The 18,147-nt window shown below is 32.7% G+C and carries 25 protein-coding genes; 15 read left to right on the forward strand and 10 right to left on the reverse strand.

All coding sequences use genetic code 11. From position 1 onward, the window contains the following. Positions 1-192 precede the first annotated feature (192 nt). The 4 genes from OEW78_RS05230 to endA all read left to right on the forward strand — a co-directional run bounded on the left by OEW78_RS05230 (position 193) and on the right by endA (position 3,758). Positions 193-603: a hypothetical protein gene (locus OEW78_RS05230; protein WP_300325129.1), complete on the forward strand. Its 411-nt coding sequence runs from the start codon at positions 193-195 to the stop codon at positions 601-603. A 36-nt stretch (positions 604-639) separates the two neighbouring features. Then, positions 640-2,406: an ATP-dependent DNA ligase gene (locus OEW78_RS05235; RefSeq protein WP_300325132.1), complete on the forward strand. Its 1,767-nt coding sequence runs from the start codon at positions 640-642 to the stop codon at positions 2,404-2,406. A 67-nt stretch (positions 2,407-2,473) separates the two neighbouring features. Further along, the gene (locus tag OEW78_RS05240) at positions 2,474-3,127 is read left to right on the forward strand and encodes a DUF47 family protein (protein WP_300325135.1); all 654 of its coding nucleotides are present in this window, start codon (positions 2,474-2,476) and stop codon (positions 3,125-3,127) included. Between the two features lie 94 nt (positions 3,128-3,221). Beyond that, entirely contained in the window at positions 3,222-3,758 is a 537-nt protein-coding gene (gene endA / locus OEW78_RS05245) for a tRNA-intron lyase (protein WP_300325138.1), read from the forward strand. Here the strand turns inward: endA and OEW78_RS05250 are convergent. Beyond that, positions 3,755-4,132, reverse strand: a complete 378-nt coding sequence (locus OEW78_RS05250) for a hypothetical protein (protein ID WP_300325141.1) — start codon at positions 4,130-4,132, stop codon at positions 3,755-3,757. The genes endA and OEW78_RS05250 overlap by 4 nt on opposite strands. Before the next feature lie 2 nt (positions 4,133-4,134). Then, complete coding sequence (locus tag OEW78_RS05255; RefSeq protein ID WP_300325144.1) at positions 4,135-4,371, reverse strand: hypothetical protein; 237 nt, start codon at positions 4,369-4,371, stop codon at positions 4,135-4,137. Positions 4,372-4,466: 95 nt separating this feature from the next. On the opposite strand from OEW78_RS05255, the gene OEW78_RS05260 reads away from it, so the two are divergent. Next, entirely contained in the window at positions 4,467-6,236 is a 1,770-nt protein-coding gene (locus OEW78_RS05260; RefSeq protein ID WP_300325146.1) for an SDR family NAD(P)-dependent oxidoreductase, read from the forward strand. Positions 6,237-6,238: 2 nt separating this feature from the next. Next, a complete protein-coding gene (locus OEW78_RS05265; RefSeq protein WP_300325149.1) occupies positions 6,239-6,691 on the forward strand; it encodes a hypothetical protein in 453 nt (150 codons plus the stop codon). A 60-nt stretch (positions 6,692-6,751) separates the two neighbouring features. On the opposite strand, the gene OEW78_RS05270 is transcribed toward OEW78_RS05265, so the two are convergent. From OEW78_RS05270 to OEW78_RS05280, 3 genes are read right to left on the reverse strand one after another with little or no spacing between them, the layout of a single operon-like run. Then, positions 6,752-7,513 (reverse strand): sulfite exporter TauE/SafE family protein, encoded by a 762-nt coding sequence (locus OEW78_RS05270; RefSeq protein WP_300325152.1) that lies wholly within the window; start codon positions 7,511-7,513, stop codon positions 6,752-6,754. 37 nt (positions 7,514-7,550) lie between these two features. Beyond that, positions 7,551-8,171 (reverse strand): hypothetical protein, encoded by a 621-nt coding sequence (locus OEW78_RS05275; RefSeq protein ID WP_300325155.1) that lies wholly within the window; start codon positions 8,169-8,171, stop codon positions 7,551-7,553. Between the two features lie 40 nt (positions 8,172-8,211). Further along, on the reverse strand, positions 8,212-8,703 hold the full coding sequence (locus OEW78_RS05280; protein WP_300325159.1) for a DUF192 domain-containing protein: 492 nt from the start codon (positions 8,701-8,703) through the stop codon (positions 8,212-8,214). A gap of 131 nt (positions 8,704-8,834) precedes the next feature. Here OEW78_RS05280 and OEW78_RS05285 point away from each other — a divergent pair, with 131 nt between their 5' ends. After that, the gene (locus OEW78_RS05285) at positions 8,835-9,086 is read left to right on the forward strand and encodes a hypothetical protein (protein WP_300325161.1); all 252 of its coding nucleotides are present in this window, start codon (positions 8,835-8,837) and stop codon (positions 9,084-9,086) included. 215 nt (positions 9,087-9,301) lie between these two features. Here OEW78_RS05285 and OEW78_RS05290 read toward each other — a convergent pair whose 3' ends face one another. Continuing rightward, on the reverse strand, positions 9,302-9,640 hold the full coding sequence (locus OEW78_RS05290; protein ID WP_300325163.1) for a hypothetical protein: 339 nt from the start codon (positions 9,638-9,640) through the stop codon (positions 9,302-9,304). A gap of 212 nt (positions 9,641-9,852) precedes the next feature. After that, entirely contained in the window at positions 9,853-10,203 is a 351-nt protein-coding gene (locus OEW78_RS05295) for a hypothetical protein (protein WP_300325166.1), read from the reverse strand. A 135-nt stretch (positions 10,204-10,338) separates the two neighbouring features. Here OEW78_RS05295 and OEW78_RS05300 point away from each other — a divergent pair, with 135 nt between their 5' ends. Next, a complete protein-coding gene (locus tag OEW78_RS05300) occupies positions 10,339-10,803 on the forward strand; it encodes an iron dependent repressor, metal binding and dimerization domain protein (RefSeq protein WP_300325169.1) in 465 nt (154 codons plus the stop codon). Here the strand turns inward: OEW78_RS05300 and OEW78_RS05305 are convergent. Further along, positions 10,790-12,610 carry a PINc/VapC family ATPase gene (locus OEW78_RS05305; RefSeq protein ID WP_300325173.1) on the reverse strand — a complete coding sequence of 607 codons (1,821 nt, stop codon included), beginning with the start codon at positions 12,608-12,610 and terminating at the stop codon, positions 10,790-10,792. The genes OEW78_RS05300 and OEW78_RS05305 overlap by 14 nt on opposite strands. A gap of 146 nt (positions 12,611-12,756) precedes the next feature. Here OEW78_RS05305 and OEW78_RS05310 point away from each other — a divergent pair, with 146 nt between their 5' ends. The 5 genes from OEW78_RS05310 to OEW78_RS05330 all read left to right on the forward strand — a co-directional run bounded on the left by OEW78_RS05310 (position 12,757) and on the right by OEW78_RS05330 (position 15,687). Further along, entirely contained in the window at positions 12,757-12,888 is a 132-nt protein-coding gene (locus OEW78_RS05310; protein WP_300325176.1) for a hypothetical protein, read from the forward strand. A 68-nt stretch (positions 12,889-12,956) separates the two neighbouring features. Then, positions 12,957-13,097: a hypothetical protein gene (locus OEW78_RS05315; protein WP_300325178.1), complete on the forward strand. Its 141-nt coding sequence runs from the start codon at positions 12,957-12,959 to the stop codon at positions 13,095-13,097. 40 nt (positions 13,098-13,137) lie between these two features. Continuing rightward, the gene (locus tag OEW78_RS05320; protein ID WP_300325182.1) at positions 13,138-14,550 is read left to right on the forward strand and encodes a TldD/PmbA family protein; all 1,413 of its coding nucleotides are present in this window, start codon (positions 13,138-13,140) and stop codon (positions 14,548-14,550) included. Positions 14,551-14,552: 2 nt separating this feature from the next. Then, on the forward strand, positions 14,553-15,146 hold the full coding sequence (locus OEW78_RS05325) for a uracil-DNA glycosylase (RefSeq protein WP_300325185.1): 594 nt from the start codon (positions 14,553-14,555) through the stop codon (positions 15,144-15,146). Then, on the forward strand, positions 15,130-15,687 hold the full coding sequence (locus tag OEW78_RS05330; protein ID WP_300325188.1) for a DNA-3-methyladenine glycosylase: 558 nt from the start codon (positions 15,130-15,132) through the stop codon (positions 15,685-15,687). The genes OEW78_RS05325 and OEW78_RS05330 overlap by 17 nt, the downstream gene beginning before the upstream one ends. Here OEW78_RS05330 and OEW78_RS05335 read toward each other — a convergent pair. Beyond that, positions 15,684-16,316: a VTT domain-containing protein gene (locus tag OEW78_RS05335; RefSeq protein ID WP_300325191.1), complete on the reverse strand. Its 633-nt coding sequence runs from the start codon at positions 16,314-16,316 to the stop codon at positions 15,684-15,686. The two genes, OEW78_RS05330 and OEW78_RS05335, sit on opposite strands and share 4 nt — an antisense overlap. 89 nt (positions 16,317-16,405) lie before the next feature. On the opposite strand from OEW78_RS05335, the gene OEW78_RS05340 reads away from it, so the two are divergent. Next, entirely contained in the window at positions 16,406-16,783 is a 378-nt protein-coding gene (locus OEW78_RS05340; RefSeq protein WP_300325194.1) for a hypothetical protein, read from the forward strand. 124 nt (positions 16,784-16,907) lie between these two features. Then, entirely contained in the window at positions 16,908-17,195 is a 288-nt protein-coding gene (locus tag OEW78_RS05345; RefSeq protein ID WP_300325197.1) for a hypothetical protein, read from the forward strand. A gap of 1 nt (position 17,196) precedes the next feature. On the opposite strand, the gene OEW78_RS05350 is transcribed toward OEW78_RS05345, so the two are convergent. Continuing rightward, the gene (locus tag OEW78_RS05350) at positions 17,197-18,132 is read right to left on the reverse strand and encodes an ABC transporter ATP-binding protein (protein WP_300325200.1); all 936 of its coding nucleotides are present in this window, start codon (positions 18,130-18,132) and stop codon (positions 17,197-17,199) included. Between the last annotated feature and the right edge of the window lie 15 nt (positions 18,133-18,147).

The raw sequence follows: 18,147 nt of genomic DNA on the forward strand, positions 1-18,147 counted from the left end.
GTGCCATCAGAATTAGAATATGCTGAAGGGTATAGAGCAAGAATGGATGTTCTTGAAAGTAAAATGAAACCAATGGAAGAAACCTCATCTGGGGAAAAGAAAGAAAACTATGAAGATCCGGATTAGTGATTTCAAATATTGCGAATCATAAGAAATAGTTAAATCAAAAAACTACATAGTAAAGACATAATCATGAATGCTTTTCAAAAGATTTTTGATTGGAAGACGTATATTTTTACAGCACTAGCAGTCATATCTTTTTCAAATTTTGTGGCAGTATTATTTGGACAGACAATTCCAGGAATCATTTTAACATTTTTTAAAATTGCTGGAGAATATGTAATTTTGGGAGCAGTGTTTATTTTTGCACTAGCATGGCTCTTAAAGGCAAAACCACATAATCGTCCAAAGAAATATGTAATAATCCCATTTGATGTGTTTGGAAAAAAGAGTACCATAGAAGGTATTAGAACAGAATTTACAACACATGATGTAGCATGGAGTTTTATGAAGCAATACAAAGAATCATACCCATTTTACAACTTTGCACTAGTTTCAGATCTTCCAAAGTCAGACAAACCAACAATCTTCAGATACATCTAATTCAGACTTTTATTCAAGATTACATAGAGAAAGGAAATGGAGTTTGCAGTTCTATCTGAATCGTTTAACAAGATGGAATCTACGACAAAAAGATTGGAATTAACACAAATCCTAGTAGAATTATTTAAAAAAACACCTCACGAAATAATTTCAAAAATAGTATATCTGATTCAGGGGAAGTTAAGACCAGACTTTGAAGGAATAGAATTAGGTGTTGCAGAAAAACTTGCAATAAGGGCCATTTCAAAATCATCAGGCATTCCAATAAAAAAAATTGAAGACGAGTATAGAAAGGGAGGAGACTTGGGGCATGCATCTTCAATAATTTTAGAACAAAAAACTCAAACTACATTTCTTGTAGAAGACATTACAGTAGAAAGGGTTTACGAAACACTATTCAAAATTGCAAAGTTGGGAGGTTCTAGATCTCAAGACATGAAAATGAAATACATTTCTAGTTTGTTAAACGATGCAACACCTCTAGAAGCAAGTTTCATTTTAAAAATTTTGCTGGGAACACTTAGACTAGGAATTGCAGAAAACACAGTAATGGATGCTTTAGCAGTAGCATTTTCAGGCAATAAAGAGAACAGGAAAAAACTACAACATGCATACAATGTTTCAAGTGATTTAGGCAAAGTTGCAGAAACAATTGCAACAAAAGGACTAGAAGGAATTGAAAAATTTGAAATTATTTTATTCAACCCAATTAGACCAATGCTAGCTGACAGAGTTAGAAGTGAAGAAGAAGCAATTGAAAAAATGGGGGATGAGTTTGCAGCAGAATACAAGCTAGATGGGGAAAGAGTTCAACTACATATTGAAGGAGACAGAGTAGAATTATTTTCTAGAAGTCTAGAAAGAATTGAAAGGTATTATCCAGACATAATAGAAAAAATTCCCAAGAACATTCAAGCAGACAACATTATTTTGGAAGCAGAAGCAGTAGCAATCAATGAGAACACAGGAGAATTTCTACCATTCCAAGAACTAATGCACAGACGAAGAAAATACAAAATAGAAAAAGCTGTAACAGAGTATCCAATCACAGTAAACTTTTTTGATATTTTATATTGTAATGGGAAAAGTTGTGTAGAATTAAGTTACAAAGAAAGAAGAGAAAAGCTTGAAAAACATGTCAAAGAAGACGAATTTGCAAAATATATCCCAATGAAGATAGTGAAAAACCAGAATGAAATAGAAGACTTCATGGAAAACAGCATCAATGCAGGTAGTGAAGGGTTGATGTTAAAGATGCTAGACAAACCATATCAAGCAGGATCTAGAGGGAGTCACTGGTTAAAACTAAAACGAGAATACAGAAACGAATTAGGAGACAGTTTAGATCTTGTAGTAATAGGAGGATTTTTTGGTAAAGGTAGAAGAACAGGAAATTATGGAACGTTGCTTTTAGCAACTTATGATGAAGATGAAGACACATTTCCAAGCATTTGTAAAGTCGGAACAGGATTTTCGGATGAATCTCTAGATCAACTGTATCAAATATTACATCCAAATGTTTCAATTAAAAAAAATCCTCGGATCATTAGTGAAATGGAAGCAGACGTATGGTTTGAACCAGAGTTGGTTATCGAGGTTGTTGCATCAGAAATTACACTTAGTCCAATTCACAAAGCAGCATTCAATACAATTCGAAAAGGCTCAGGTCTAGCTTTGAGATTTCCAAAATTTACAGGAAAGATCAGAGTTGAAAAAGCAGTTGAAGATGCATCGACTAATGAAGAAGTCATCACATTATACAAAGGGCAGAAAAAAGTAGCACATGATAAAAGTTTGATGTAATCCGTGCTCAAAAAATATTAAAAACCATAGAGGATTTAAATTACCTCGTAGTTTTTTCATTTATGTTATGTATAGCGGAGAGCTTGAAGTTCAAGCAAAAAGAAAGGCTATAGCAGTTTTACAAGACGAAATCAACAGAATTCTAAATGCATCCAGAGAGCTTGCAACACTTCCTGAATTGATGATGAAAAAAGACAAATCTGGAATCAAAAACACACTAGAACAAATTTCAACAATTGAAGAAGAAGTGGAGAACTTGAGAAGGAAAATCACACGTGAAGTTGCAGATGTTGGAGGATTGATCATGAACAGAGAAAATCTTCTAAATACAGCATATACTATGGATGAAATTGCAGGTTACATCACAGGCATTTCATTCAAACTATCAAATGTGAAAATCACTACCCTGAAAAGTGCAAAGCTGGACCAAGACATTACAAAATTGATCGAATTGGTTGTAGATGAAGTTTACAAACTAAATGAAATCATTCGTAGTCTTAATACTAACACTGCTAATGCAATCGAGTTAGCTCAAGAAACTCAAACAATTGAAAGAGAAATAGATATCAAATACAGAGCAGCCACAATTAAACTTCTCAATGAAGTAACAAACACAAAAGAACTGTTATTGATCAAAGATGTAATAGAAGGAATTGAAGAAATGTCAGACAAATGTCAAAGAGTGTCAGATTCTTTTATTCTATTAGCATTAAGCCTATAATCAACCAAATTCTCACACTTTTACTTTATTTTAGTTTCTAAAAATACCTCATCTTATTAGAGAATTCATATACAGAGAATTACATCCAATAATAATGAAATGTGAATTAATTGAAAATAGAATCATAGTATGGGATATTGAAAATTCACGAAAACTTTTCAGCCAAGGATATTATGGAAAACCAATTGGAATTCCAAAACCAAAAATTGAAGAAATAGATGCACCGCTAATTTTAGATCTTATAGAAGGACTGTATCTATTGGAAAATAAAAAAATCACAATTACAAAATCAAAACAAAAAATTTCAACAGAACAACTAGTTGAAATTTGTAAAAGCGAAGTTCATGAATTTGATAAAAAATATCTAGTATACAAAAATTTCAGAGACAAAGGGTACATCATAAATCCGGGAATCAAATTTGGATGTGATTTTGCAGTTTATGAGAAAGGGCCAGGAATTGATCATGCGCCATTTTTAATTCAAGTGTATACACGAAACGAATCAATTACTTCTACAGGGATTGTTTTGGCAGGAAGATTGGCATCATCAGTAAAAAAACAATTCATTCTGGCAATTCCAAAAGGCAAAGATAAAGTAGATTTCTTAGCGTTAGACTGGTGGAAAGCTTAGACAGACTTGATGTGGCCTGCTATTTTATCATAAATTTCAAAAAGTTCTTTTGTAATTCCAAAAGCAATATGATTGTCCCATTTACTTCTAATTCTAACTGCTTTTACAGTAGGTTCAACATAGATAGTGGCATCTTTAACAGATTGTTTTGCTATCATTTCATTTAGTTCCATATCAGCATTTAGTTTTGATGCCAGACTACCAGAGCCAACCCATTCAACCTTTGCCACAGATTTTGAGGCAAAGTGACCTTTTGTGGTAAGTTTAGTTTTTGCAACATAATTATTATAATTACGGCCAGTTTCTTTTTTTACAATGAATTGAGCTTGAAATCTATCTAAAGCGCCCCATGGTAGTGGATTTAGATCTTGCATGACTATCCCTTTTGAATTATTTGTACAACATCAATATTTGAATTCTTGATATCAATACATCCACGATTGGTTATCATTCTAGGTGTTTGAGCAAAATATCTACTATAGTAATCATCTTTTTCAACTTCATCAGTTCCAATTTCTTTGGATTCAGAATCAACTCCGATCTCTTTTAACATATCAGCAAATTTTTCAGGCCATGATTGATAGACAAATGTGTCTGACTCTGTATCATGCATTATTTATCATCAATCATACCCACAAATAAAGATATCAAGAAAAACTACAGAGATCAATCAAATTAAATATCACAGAAGTTTTGGTATGTTATCCAATGTTAAAATTTCAAAATAAAATTGCTCTAGTTACGGGAAGCGGCACTGGAATAGGTAAAGCCATTGCCACAAAATTCATTGAGGAGGGGGCCAGCGTAATTATTCTTGGAAGAAGAAAAGAACCACTAGAAGAAGCAGCAAAAGAACTAGAGGAAAAAATTCCCCAAAACAGCAATGCTTCAGTTAGAATTTTTGCAGGAGTAGATGTTGCAGATGAAGCAGCAATGAATAGTATGTTTGATACATTAAAAAATGAAAATACAACAATAGATTACATAATTAATAATGCAGGAGTTTCAGGTCCTGTCACATGTTTTTCAAATGCTTCACTAGAAGAATTCAAAAGTACGATAGGCATTCATCTTACAGGAACATTCTGGGGTTCTGTACAAGCATTAAAAGTCATGAAAACAGGGGGCAAAATTATTACTATCTCTACATTTTTCACAGAAGAAAAACCATTAGAACAAAGACCATATAGATTTAGAAGTCCATATACGGCATCACAAGGTGCAAAAAATAGATTAGCAGAGTTGATGTCTTGGGAATTAACAGATAAAGGAATCATTTCAATCGCAACAAATCCAGGACCAGTTCATTCAGATAGAATTTACAAAACAGTATATCCAAAAGCAGCAGCAGAGTTTATGAGAGTAAGTGGATTTGAAGACCTAATTCCAACTGAAGTAGATGAAGCAAATAAAGAATTACTTCCGTTATTAGGTGAAGATGAAAAGATCATTAAAGAAGGAATTGCCGCAGCTGTTGTAAAACTTGCAAATGGCAAAGATGTTTCAAAACTTACAGAGACATTTACTAATTTATTAAATAAAATACAAATCATTGCAGAGAAAGTTCAAAATAATACATCACATATGATTGCAAATAAAGAATTTCTATCACAAGGACAAGTGGCAGAAACTGTTCTCAATTTATGTGATGATGAAATTGCAAAAATAATTAACGGTAAAGTAATTCCAGGAGATAGAGTATTTTATCCAGTTAAACCACATATTGGTACTGCAACACCAGGAGTTCATCAACCAGACTTTACAGGAAAAGCAGTTGTTTTTACAATTGATGCGACGGACAAGACAGATGCAGAACGAGTAGAATTTTTGGCACAACATGTAGAGAAGAATGGAGGAAAAGTAGCTTGTTTCATTTCACAAACAACATCATCAGAACTCCAAGAATACATCAGTAGTAAATTCCATTCCCACATAGTAGATTTGAAAAACCCAGAAGAAGTTGCCAGATGGCTAAACACCGCAAAAACCAACATAGGAGATATTTTAGGTGTAATTCATGTTACTGGAAACCTTCCAAACATACCAAAATTAACAGAAGTGTCAAGGGCAGAATGGGAATCATTAACTGAGAAATTCATTTCGACACCAGCAACTGTTGCACAAAGAGCATTAGAGCAATTTGTCCCAGGAGGAAGTAAAGATCCTCGTCTTTACAAAGATGCAAAAGGAGCAATCATGATAATTGGTCCAGATTTACCCATAGGTAAGAAAGTTACAGGAACACAAAGAGCACAAGTAGAAGTTTTCAGAGGAGCACTAAGACCATTCACAACTACGGTCAATCAAGAACTAAGTGATGTTCTAAAATCAAAAATCAGAATGTTTACAATTTTCCCAGGAACAGTGGACGGCTCAGAACCAAACAATCAAAAAATTGTGGATGCATTTAATTTCCTAGTATCAGATAATGCATTATCATCAGCAGAAATTATCTTTTGTGTTGATGAATCAAGATAAGAATGAAAAAATTTTCTGAATTCAGAGCAGGTGATTCATTTTATTCTACATGTAGTATTTCAGATAAAGAGTTAGAAGAGTATCTAAAATTTTCAAGAGTAAAAAATGCATTTTTGGAAGAAAAACGAAAAGGGGAACAACATCTAGTTTCTGGAAGAGCAGCACTGTCAAGAATGGAAGGAGAATTTACAAGATTAAGTCAGATTTATGGGAATGATATTATTTTAATCGGAACAAATGGAGATCCTGAATGGGAAAATAGGAGTACACGGTTTCTTAAACCACTATACACAGATGAAGTATTAAAATTAAAATTTACAGTATCTGAAAAAGAAGACATTGATAAGGAGTATGGTAAAATTTTTGTTGATTATGAAGGAACAAATCAGAATGATGAAACTGTTTTGATTTCAAAGAAAAATATTTATAGAATCAAAAAAGATCCACCAAGATAAAATTCAAAGAAACACAATTGTCGGCCATTCCATCTGCATTCTATCTCCACGTAGTCACAATTAGAAGGGAATTCCAGATAAAGAGTCAAAGAATAATTTTGCAGATGCAATTAGAATTACAAGTGAAACAAGAATTTGAAGATAACGTTCCTTGATATCAAGTGATAGTCTTGCTCCAACCAAACCTCCAATAAAAGAACCAAACGCAAGTAACCCAGATTGAAGAAAGTCAGGATGACCTAACAAGCTGTGTACAACAACACCAGAGAGAGATGCAAACAAGAGAATCATTTGAGATGTAGGAGCAGCTTTTTTCATAGCCATTCCCATACCTGCCACCATTAAAGGAACAAAGATTATCCCACCACCTATGCCAAAAAATGAAGAAATAATTCCTGCAAAAAAGCTTGCACCAATAGCAAAAATCATTAATTGTTTAGATGTTTTTTTCTCTTTGCTTTCAATTTTTTTTCTCAAAAATATGTATGTAGCAGATGCAATCAATACAAATCCAAACAATATTTTAAAAACATCGGGGGCGACATTAGTAGAAAACAATGCACCCAAAATAGTTCCAGGAATGGACAACAATCCAAGTTTAAGACCTAAAGAATATTCTATCCGTCTTTGTTTTGAATAGGAAATTGTAGATGCAATTGAATTACTTAATGCAGCAAATAGACTGTTGCTTGCAGCAACAGTTGGAGGAAATCCTAGAAATGTCAAAACAGGAACAACAATTATCCCACCACCAAGACCAATCATGGAACCTAAAACTCCAGCAGCAAATCCCAAAGGAATTAACCACAGTTGATCAATCATGATAATATCAATCAGAGAATTGCATCATATAATTAAACTACTTTAAGACGACCAATGTCTGTAAAACAGAATTTTCCTTAGAAGTTATTTCCAAGATTATTTCATAGCCATTCAAATTATCAATTTTTGATTTGATGTTTCGTCCATCAGAATCAGAATAAAACTTCTGAGCAGATTCCAACCATGCAGTAATTGACGGATAATCTGCAGATTTTTCTTCCCAGCAATCACAAACAAGATTTTTAATCATAGTCTCAAATATTGCAGAAATTTCATCAGGATTAGAATTCAAGGTTTTGGTTTCAATATTAGCTACTGCCATAATGGGTGATTGTATGTCACCTCCAAGGTTGATATTGCCAAGAGGAATCCCTTCAGAATCCAATACCGCAGTAGTGGTGCAATATTCAACAGTGTGTGGAAGCCCATTTTCAAAAAATGTACAGTACTGACCAATGGTATGATCGGTGATGGGGGCAGGTGCAGATACAAAAATATTTTGTTTTGTCAAAGAATCTTGAATTTTTTCAATATCATAATATGTAAACCCAGAATCATAGATGGGTTTTGGTTCAGGGGGTGTGTCATATACAAGCAATGAAGATATAATTACAACTACAGACACGATAAAAATAGGAATTATGATTAACTTGTTCATAGTTTGTAAATTTTTTATTCAAAGATAAGGTTTTGCAACATTAAATTGAAATTATTGTCAACTTGGAATCTTTGGTAATATTATTTTGATCAATAAATCCAGAGGTTACTTCAAGAACATATAATGCTTCATTATCAGGGACGACGCTTTGACATGCAGTTATTTCTAATGCAGTTTTACAAGGAGGAACATTTTTTTCAATATGTACAATGTTTCCATTATGATCAAACCAAATCATATCTAAAGGGAATTGCATGTTTAACATCCAAAGAGAATACAGTCCGGGTTCATCAAATACAAATATCATTCCTTGATCATAAGGCAGTTGATCTTGGAACATCAATCCACGAACACGTCTTGGTTCAGAGTCTGCAATTTGTACTTCAAGTGCAATATCACCTATCAATATAGTACCTCTTGGAAATTCAACAGATTCTAATTTACTATCACTAGGAAGAGTAAGCATTCCAATGACTCCAATTATCACAGCAGCTATGGTTATTGGAATTAATGCCTGAGCACGTGTAGTCATAGACAGTCTATTCTAATCCTTTTAAAATATGTTAGAGTATGTAATATTTCACCATCATTCAAACGTCAATAGTAATACTGGAAGATTCTCACTATATCAGACAATTTAAGAACTCTAACGGTATAGATTTTGTGTTGGTCCATTATTTTATTAGTAAAATTAAGCACACAGCACAAAAACCAGCTTGTTGTATTAGTTGCCAAAAAACAGACCTTAAAGATGATGCAGTTTTAGCTACAACCGGACCATCTGAGAAATATGCAGACTATGTTCCATCAACTTTATGTCTATCTTGTGAAACTTTGATGATAATCACATCACATCCAGGTGCAGTAATAGGAGTGAATCACACAACAGGAAATCAGGTCACCGTACGAAACTGACAATACAAATTTTAGAAATTTCTACCAAATTATTTTATAGCACAGATCAGTTATATCGGTAAAACGTGTAATGAGATCATGAGTATGCATTGTGAATGCGGTATTTGTGGAAACAGAATTGAAAAAGAGTGCAATGCAGATGTTGTACTAATTTTCATGTACGTTCAGGATAGAAAATTTGTTGGTTAATGACGGGAATTATTTTAACAGTATTTTTATTTCCTATTTTGAACATATGTTAGATTAATCAGAATCAAGACTGCAATATCATAATCTTCTTTTCCATTTCCAAATCTTTGAGTAATAATTTTTACACGATGTTTTTTCCCTTTTTGAATATCTTGAGTTAATGTTGTAGGTTTACCATTATCAAAAAATTTTGCAACAATCATTTTTCGTGAAGTATAGAAATTTTTTACCCCATCAAACTCTTCTTCAGTTTCAATATTGACCTGAATTATGGTTTCTTTTCCAACTTTTTTCTCAACATTTTCAACTTTTACTATAGTGAAAACTCCTTTGTCATCTAGTTTTGAGAGTGAAAATTCAGTCATATCTTCTCATCATCTTCCCATCGGTGTCAATATTATCGCATTCAGGCATAGACATCGAAGTCTGATCCTGTTTTATTAAACAAACCAACAGATTCATAACAACTTTCAATTCTTCCTACTGATAATTATTTTGCTTTGAATTAAGAGACCAAGATTTAAAGAAACAAAATTAAATAAATTAGAATCAAATACTACAATATCATCTTCTAATATTATATTACTGAATTCTTAAAATCACTAATCGAAGACATTGTATTTTTCGTCTGATGCCCAATGTCATGAATAGTAGCGCCATTGTATTTTTTGTCAAGATACCGTCCTGCAATAATCATCGGTCCTCCAATAGCACAAGTAACTCCAGTGGGTTCAGGTATCCATAACATCAAAAATCCAATTTTCTGTAATTTTTTACCAGGGGCAGGAGCTTTTTGAAGAGAACCTAATGAACGAGCAGTATGCTTGTCATCCATATTAGTCACCTCTGCATACAAATTTGCTCTTCGTTTTGCAGAATCTGAGAATTTTTTTAATTTATCTAGACGTTCCTTTAAGGGGTCAACCATTCCAACCTTGATTTAGAAAAAAATAGTTAAGAAACAAAGATCAACTACGGTCACACTCAAGTCAACAAAGAGTAACTAAATTCTACTCAAAAAGACACTCAATTATACTAGATTTTATTTAGATACAAAGACCACATGAAATCTAAAAATTCCAAAAGGTTGGATTCAATCAAAGCAGCACACCAGTCAGAAAGAACACGTTCTAGTACAAGAATGGAAGATTATTTGGAAATAATTTCAGAATTAGTTGAATTGAAAGGATATGCCACAACATTAGATATTTCAAGATACATGCATGTCAGTGCGCCAAGTGTTACCAAAATGCTTCAGAGATTAGATGAGAATGGATTTCTAGAATATGAAAAATATCATGGGATTAATCTAACAGAAAAAGGAATAGAGATTGCAGAAGGAATAAGGCAAAAACACGGCATATTGTTGGAATTTTTTGAAATTTTAGGAGTAGGATATGATACAGCAAATCAGGATACCGAAGGACTTGAGCATCACCTAAATCCCAAGACAATCAAACAGTTAAGAAAATTCATCACATTTTTGAAAGCAAATCCAAAGATCATTGAAAATTTTAAAAATCTTTAAGGTAAATTTTGATATCGTTTTGTGATCTTGTAAAATCCATTAAAGCGCGTGCAACATCAGAACGTTTTGGTATTTTGATTTGTCCTTTTTTCCCAATTCTTACAGATGCAATAAATTTCTCATTTGTGTAAATATCAGCATGCATTGAACTGAAATTTCTATTGACAGTCAACAGTAATGCAGTTTTTGATTCTGAAAAGTTAAAGGGTAAATCATTAGAAATTAACGAGATCTCATCAGATGATTTTTGAACTACGTCAATATGGACTCGAAGCAATTTTTCAATTTCATTAATGTTTGAGCCACCTCTACCAATTATTGCAGGAATATATTGTTCATCAACCATGACTTTGACTCTATTATCAGATAAAATTTCAACTTCCACACGTGGATCATATCGTTTGAATGTTTCTTTGATTTTATCTTCAGCTAGTTTTTCAATTCCAACTTTATCTACCTTTTTTCCTACAGGAACAATGACATTTTCTTCACCAAATGTGTAAATTTCATGTTCCAAAACATTATCTTCAAAATTCCTAATTTCAATTACAGGTCTTGCTAAATCAGATTCAGTCATTCCAGTTGGGACTTTGACCTTTAATTTCAAATCATATACTTTTTGAATTCCACCGTCTTTTACAAAAACTACAGTATCCAAAACATTTGGGATAATTCCAAGTTCGATTTTTCCAATAAAACGTTGAATTGCATCTAATGGAGAATTTGCATGAATTACACCCACCATGCCAACTCCAGTCAATCTTAAATCAGCAAAAGTTCTAAAGTCTTCTTTTCTTCTTACTTCATCAAAAATTGTATAGTCAGGTCTTACAAGTAGTAAAATGTCTGCAGAGTTATCAAAACTTCCATCAAGTTTACTATATTGAGTAATCCCAGGATCAACTTGCAAATCACGTGGAGATTCAAATGTTTTTACAATTTTTCCTTTGTTATGATAAAAATTTGCAAGGCCAGAAGCAAGTGTACTTTTTCCAGACCCAGGAGCACCTGAAATCACAATACCTTCTGCACTATCAGAGAATCGTTTCATTAATTTTTCAGAAATAGTATAATCATCAAGAGATAATTTTACAATAGGATGAACGATTGTAATCTCAAAAGATTCTGAGAAAGGAGGATATGTTATTGCAATTCTATAATCGCCATGTTGGACTACCGAGGCACCATTTTTAGAAATCTCCAACGTACTAGAATCATGTACATTAACTACATCCAAAATCTGAGAGGAAATCATTTCCAAATAGTCTTTTGAAAGAATCTCATCATTTATCTTCGTCAACACAAATTCTCCAGGCTTGCCTTTTTTCCCCAATGGGTACTGATTTTCTTTAAGATGAATACTCATAGTGTCGAAATCAAAAAATTTTAAAAATTCCAAAGATTCATTTTTAACTTCTGGTTTTAAAAATACCGTTTCAACACCTTCTGCACGGGCAACTAAATGTTGGACATTGTCAGATGTGTACAATACAGCATCATTCTGTTTGGCCATATCTACAATCAAGGAATCAATCCTGCCACTACTGGCAAGTTTTATGTCATCAGAGGAAGGATGAGAACCACTAACAACAACACTTAATCCATGACTTCCAGATAAAGATTTGAGTTTGTGAATTCTTTCTAATCCAATGAACCCTTGTTCTTTATTTTTTGATGCTTGGGATTGAAGTTCATCAAAAACAGATTGAGGTATTAAAATTTCAGAATTTCTAATACTTCCAGATTCAATTTGTGCAATTAATTGACCATTAATTATTACACTAGTATCAAATACAATTTTTGGCAAGATCTTATCAGTTAGAATTATTATAATGCCCTAAATTACTTTGCTAAAACATCGGCAATTGCTTTTAAGATAAGTATGAAATCAGAAGGTTTTGAAATATAAGATGACGCACCATTAGTCAAACATTCCTGGATAATTTTTTGATCATGTCATTTGTAAAGAGATTGTGGAAAAATATTATGAAAAAATATGGGCGAAGTATTCCTAATCAAAGAGACACATTCTCAATTCCAAAAGAGGCATCTATTGGAAATCAAACACCACCACAATCTACTTAAAGAAAACATACTTTCAGAACTAAAATCACTCACACTCTTAACAAAATGGATATTTTGAGAATCAAAGCATGGAAGAAATCAAGGCTAAAAACAAAGAGTTTTATGATAATTGTACCAAATATTTTGAATTTTTACGTAAAAAAGGCACTACAGACTATGATTTTGAAGACGAATACTATTTCACCATGCCTGCAATTTCAAGTCATTAAGTAGCAGAAGATTTACGAACCACATCGAATTTTAGATAATATGAATTCAAGATTACAAGATTTTGCAGACAAGGCAGTCAAATATTCAGAAAAATTAGGAATTCAATATTGCGACGCCAGGGCAGAGCAACAAGAACAGAAATCAGTGTTAATAGAAAATAATGAAATAGAATACGTTAGAACAAATGATGATAGAGGAATAGGAATAAGAATTATCAAAGATGGAACTTGGAGATTTTTTTCAATTACTAACCCAGAGTCGTTTGAACAAATCAAAGAAAAGATAGAAAAATCAGTCAAAGATACATACAATAGTGCAAAAAACAATATTGATCTTTATCCGAATATTTCAAATAAAACAAAAATTGATTATCCAGTTTTAAAAAAGCCTACACTAGAAAACATAATTAATTTAGGACTAGAAAGTAGTAAAATTATTTTAGATACCACAAAGATTATCAAGTCTATTGTTAATCCACAATACACAATCAATTCAAAATATTTTGTAAACACAGAAGGAGCAGAAATTGAACAAAATTTTACAGATACGATAGTAGAGATGGTTGCAGTAGCTCGTGAATCAGGAATTACACAGTCAATTAACATAACAGAAGGAGGAAGAGGAGGTATAGAACAAATAACTAGCAAAAACAAAATCCAATGCAGTGCAAAAGAGATTTCAATAAAAGCGGCGCAATTGATAAATGCACAACTAGTAAAAGAAGAAAAAGCAACTCTAGTAATGAATCCAGATTTTGTTTCATTACTCACACATGAAATACTTGGACACCCATCAGAAGCAGACAGAGTTTTGGGAAAAGAGATGGCATGGGCAGGAGGAACATGGTGGAAAAACAAACTGGGAGACAGAATAGCATCAGAAAACCTGAATGTCTTTGAGGACCCAACTATCAAAGAAAGTTTGGGATGGTACTATTTTGATGACGAAGGGGTGGAAACTAAAAGAACGACCCTAGTGGAAAAAGGAATTTTAAAAAACCATATGCAAAATAGAGAAACATCAAAAATATTCAATTCCAACCCGACAGGTAATATGAGAGCTACAAATTATCGATTCATGCCTCTGATTCGCATGGCATGTACATGCATAGATAACGGGGATTGGGACGTAAATGAAATGATCAAAGGAGTCAATCACGGATATTTGATTTCAAATATGAAAATTCCTTCAATCGACATGAAGCGATACAATTGGAGCATATCATGCCAGTATGCACAAAAAATCGAGAATGGTGAAATCACAGACATGTTAAGAGACGTCATAGTTATGGGTACAGCGCCAGAATTTTTTGAATCAATTGATGCATGTGGTAATGATTTTACAATCAGGCCAATTACTAATTGTGGGAAAGGAGATCCAATGCAATCAATGATAATGGGTAATGGAGGTCCAACAATTAGAGGAACTGCAACAGTAAAGAGTGTCAATTAAAAATGAACCAAAAATTACAATCTATCAAACAAAATGTGATTGAATGTATAAAATGCGATCTATGTAAAACTAGAACAAATTCAGTTCCAGGTAAAGGGAATTTTAAGTCAAGTGTAATTTTTGTAGGTGAAGCACCTGGAAAAAATGAAGATAAAAACGGAGAGCCATTCATAGGAGTTGCAGGAAAAAAATTATCAGCAGCACTAGAATCTGCAGGGGTTTCAAGAGAAGATGTATACATTACAAACATTGTAAAATGCAGACCTCCAAAAAACAGAATTCCAACTTCAACAGAAAGAGAAACATGTCAAGATTATTTGAAACAAGAAATCTCCATCATAAAGCCCAAAATCATTTGTATTTTGGGGAATACAGCATTTAATTCACTCTTAGGAGGATCAGAGATTACAAAATTCAGAGGAAAAATTGTTCTAAAAGACAATCAATTGTATTTTTTAACTGTTCATCCAGCAGCTACAATTTACAATCAAGAATTAATCAAAGTGTTAAATAAAGATATTTTAAAATTATTTGATTTAATCACAGAGTTAAAAAATAACAAAGAAATTCAGATAGACATTGACTATACTACCTAGAGAATTTTATTCAAAAGACACAGTTTCTGTAGCAAAGAATCTTTTAGGAAAAAAAATTATCAGAAAAATTGGAAGTAATGAAATTTCAGGAATAATTATAGAAACTGAAGCATATAGACATAAAGATGATCCTGCAAGTCATGCATTCACAAAAATTACAAACAGGAACAAAGTGATGTTTGGAGAGGTTGGAATCGCATATGTGTATTTTACATATGGAATGTATTTTTGTTTCAATGTGGTAGCCAGAGCACCAAAAACAAAGGCAGGAGCAGTGCTTATTCGTGCAATTGAACCTGAAAAAGGGGTGAACATTATGCAAAAAAATAGAAAAAATGCAAATTTAAAAAATCTTACAAATGGTCCAGGAAAGCTAGCACAAGCTCTTGCAATAACTAAAGAAGATTATGGTGCAGATTTGACAAAAAAATCAAAGTTATACATTACCGAAGGAACAGTACCAAAGGAGATCACCACCTCACCAAGAATTGGAATTAGCAAAGCAGTTGACAATCTATGGAACTTTAAAATGAAAACCTAGTCTTTGTTGTTTTCATCCAAAGTCCAAGGAGCAAACTTTCCAAGAATTTTTGCCCAATCTAATCTTAAAAGTAATATTATCACAGACGTCATCATGATACCAAAAACAATTATGCCAATGTAAACAGGTGTTGCATCATCAACATTTTCAAGGAATGGTTCTACCAAAGATAACCCCAAATTATGTGAGATAAACACAATAGCGTAACTTAGAACAATTTTTCCAGTTAATGTTGCAATAAAGAATCTCCTAGGACTGTATTTGGCTAATCCAAGAGGCACGTAGACTAGATCATCAGGGATTGGAGTTGCAGCAGCAAAAAATGCTGCGCCTGCACCATATCTTTTGATCAATCTTTCAAAGGGGCGCATTCTCTTTCGAGTTTTTTCATTGATTATTTTTCGTCCACCGTAACTGACATAGAAAATTATTTGCTTTGCAACAGTCGCGGTAATTGCAGACACTAATGCCAAGATATGCAGATCATATTGATTGCCAACAGACATTGTTGCAAGAAGTAAAAATCCAGGCAGAGGCACAAAAGGGATCAAAGAACCAAAGAAATTGACTAGAGCTAAAAGTGAGTAACCGACATCAGGTGCAAAAGAGAACAAGTCAACAAAATCCACAAATCAGACTATTTTCAGGCTTTATTTAATTAAATCTAGAAGAGAGTCATACAATTCATTAAAATATCATCTGTTCAGAACATTATCAAATGTCAAAGAAAGATTTTGAAAAAATCTGTGATACAATAGCAGGAATAAGTCCATACATTCGATTTGTAGGCGTAATTGGAGAAAGTGGAGAGTTATTAGCATACAAAAGAAGACCAGATTTACTTCCACTTTTAAATGAAAAAGACACACAGTATCAATTCTCACATATTGCCATTAAGACAGATTTGGAAGGATTCTTTGATAAAAACTTGGGAGAAATTGAATTTGTTTGGGAAGAAAGGAAGAAAGTTCAAACCATTTCCTTTGCAATTAAAAAATCAAGAGTATGGATTTCAATTGATAAAAAAGTGATTAGATCTGAAATGCTAAGAATCATTGATTCATGTTTACCAATTGTGAAAAAATTCTCAAAATAAATTGAAATGTCCTTATTGTGAAATTGATTTGGATTCATTAAGCATGACAGACGGATTAAAACACATACTTGAGCATAAAAAGAAAATACAAAATTAACATATTTGAGTAAGTCTAACTAAAAGCATGGAAGAATCAGACGAGATTCAAAAATTAATCAATGAAACAAATTTTAAAAAAACAAATTCAAAGAATTATGAAAAAATGAATGCAAAAGAAATCAGTAAAGAATTAAGGACTATTATGAAATTTGAACAAGAAGCACATAAAAAAATCGAAGAGTTTGGAAAAACTCATGAAAATCAAGATCTGGTAGAATATGCTAAAATGATTTCTAGAAATACCACCGCAAGAGAAATTACAGAATTACAAGAGACATATTTAAAAAAAATTGATGAAGAATATCTAAAATAAGTTATGTTACTTCTTCATATAACCAACATCTAACATAGCCAGTTTTAGTTTTAAATTTAGGTGGGAGTTCTTTGCATTTTTCAATAGATAGTGGGCATCTTTCCAGAAATCTGCACTGTGTTGGAAGGTCAAGCAAACTTGGAGGGATCCCTTTAATGTATTTTGGAGTGTTGTCGCTTAATGTGGGAATAGATTCCAAAAGACCTTGAGTGTAAGGGTGTTTTGGGTTTTTGTAAATTTGTTCTGAAGATCCAAATTCAACCATTTGTCCTCCGTACATAATACCAATTTTATCAGCAATTTCAGATAAAACTGCCAAATCGTGCGTAATTAGCATTAAAGACATGCCATCTTTTTTTAGAGATTTTAACAAATTGATTATCTGAGCTTGGATTAAAACATCTAATGCAGTAGTAGGTTCATCGGCAATTACAAATTTTGGTTTTAAAAGCAAAGCCATTGCAATAACCACTCTTTGTTTCATTCCACCGCTTAATTCGTGAGGATATTTTTTTAAAACATGCTCTTCAAGAGAAACGGAATTCATTGCCTCCAAAATAATTTTCTTTGAATCACCATCAAATTTGTGCTGTTTGAGGATTTCCATGAATTGTTCATTTATTGTAAATACAGGATCCAAGGAATTCATAGCACCTTGAAATACCATAGAAATTTTCTTCCATCTTATTTCATCATTAAATTTAGATTCATCCATCTCCAAAATAGAATTGTCATCAAAGATAATTTTTCCACTAGTACTATCTGAAAGCATTCGAATTAAGGACAAGCCTAATGTACTTTTTCCACATGCACTTTCACCAGCAATTCCAATTGATTCTCCGGAATTTAACTCAAAATCAACATCATCTACAGCATAAACTGGTCCTTTTGATGATGAATATGTAGATGATAATCCATCGACTTTTAGAAGTGTCATAATATTCTTAGATCC

Source organism: Candidatus Nitrosopumilus sp., from assembly GCF_029882185.1.
Classification (GTDB): domain Archaea; phylum Thermoproteota; class Nitrososphaeria; order Nitrososphaerales; family Nitrosopumilaceae; genus Nitrosopumilus.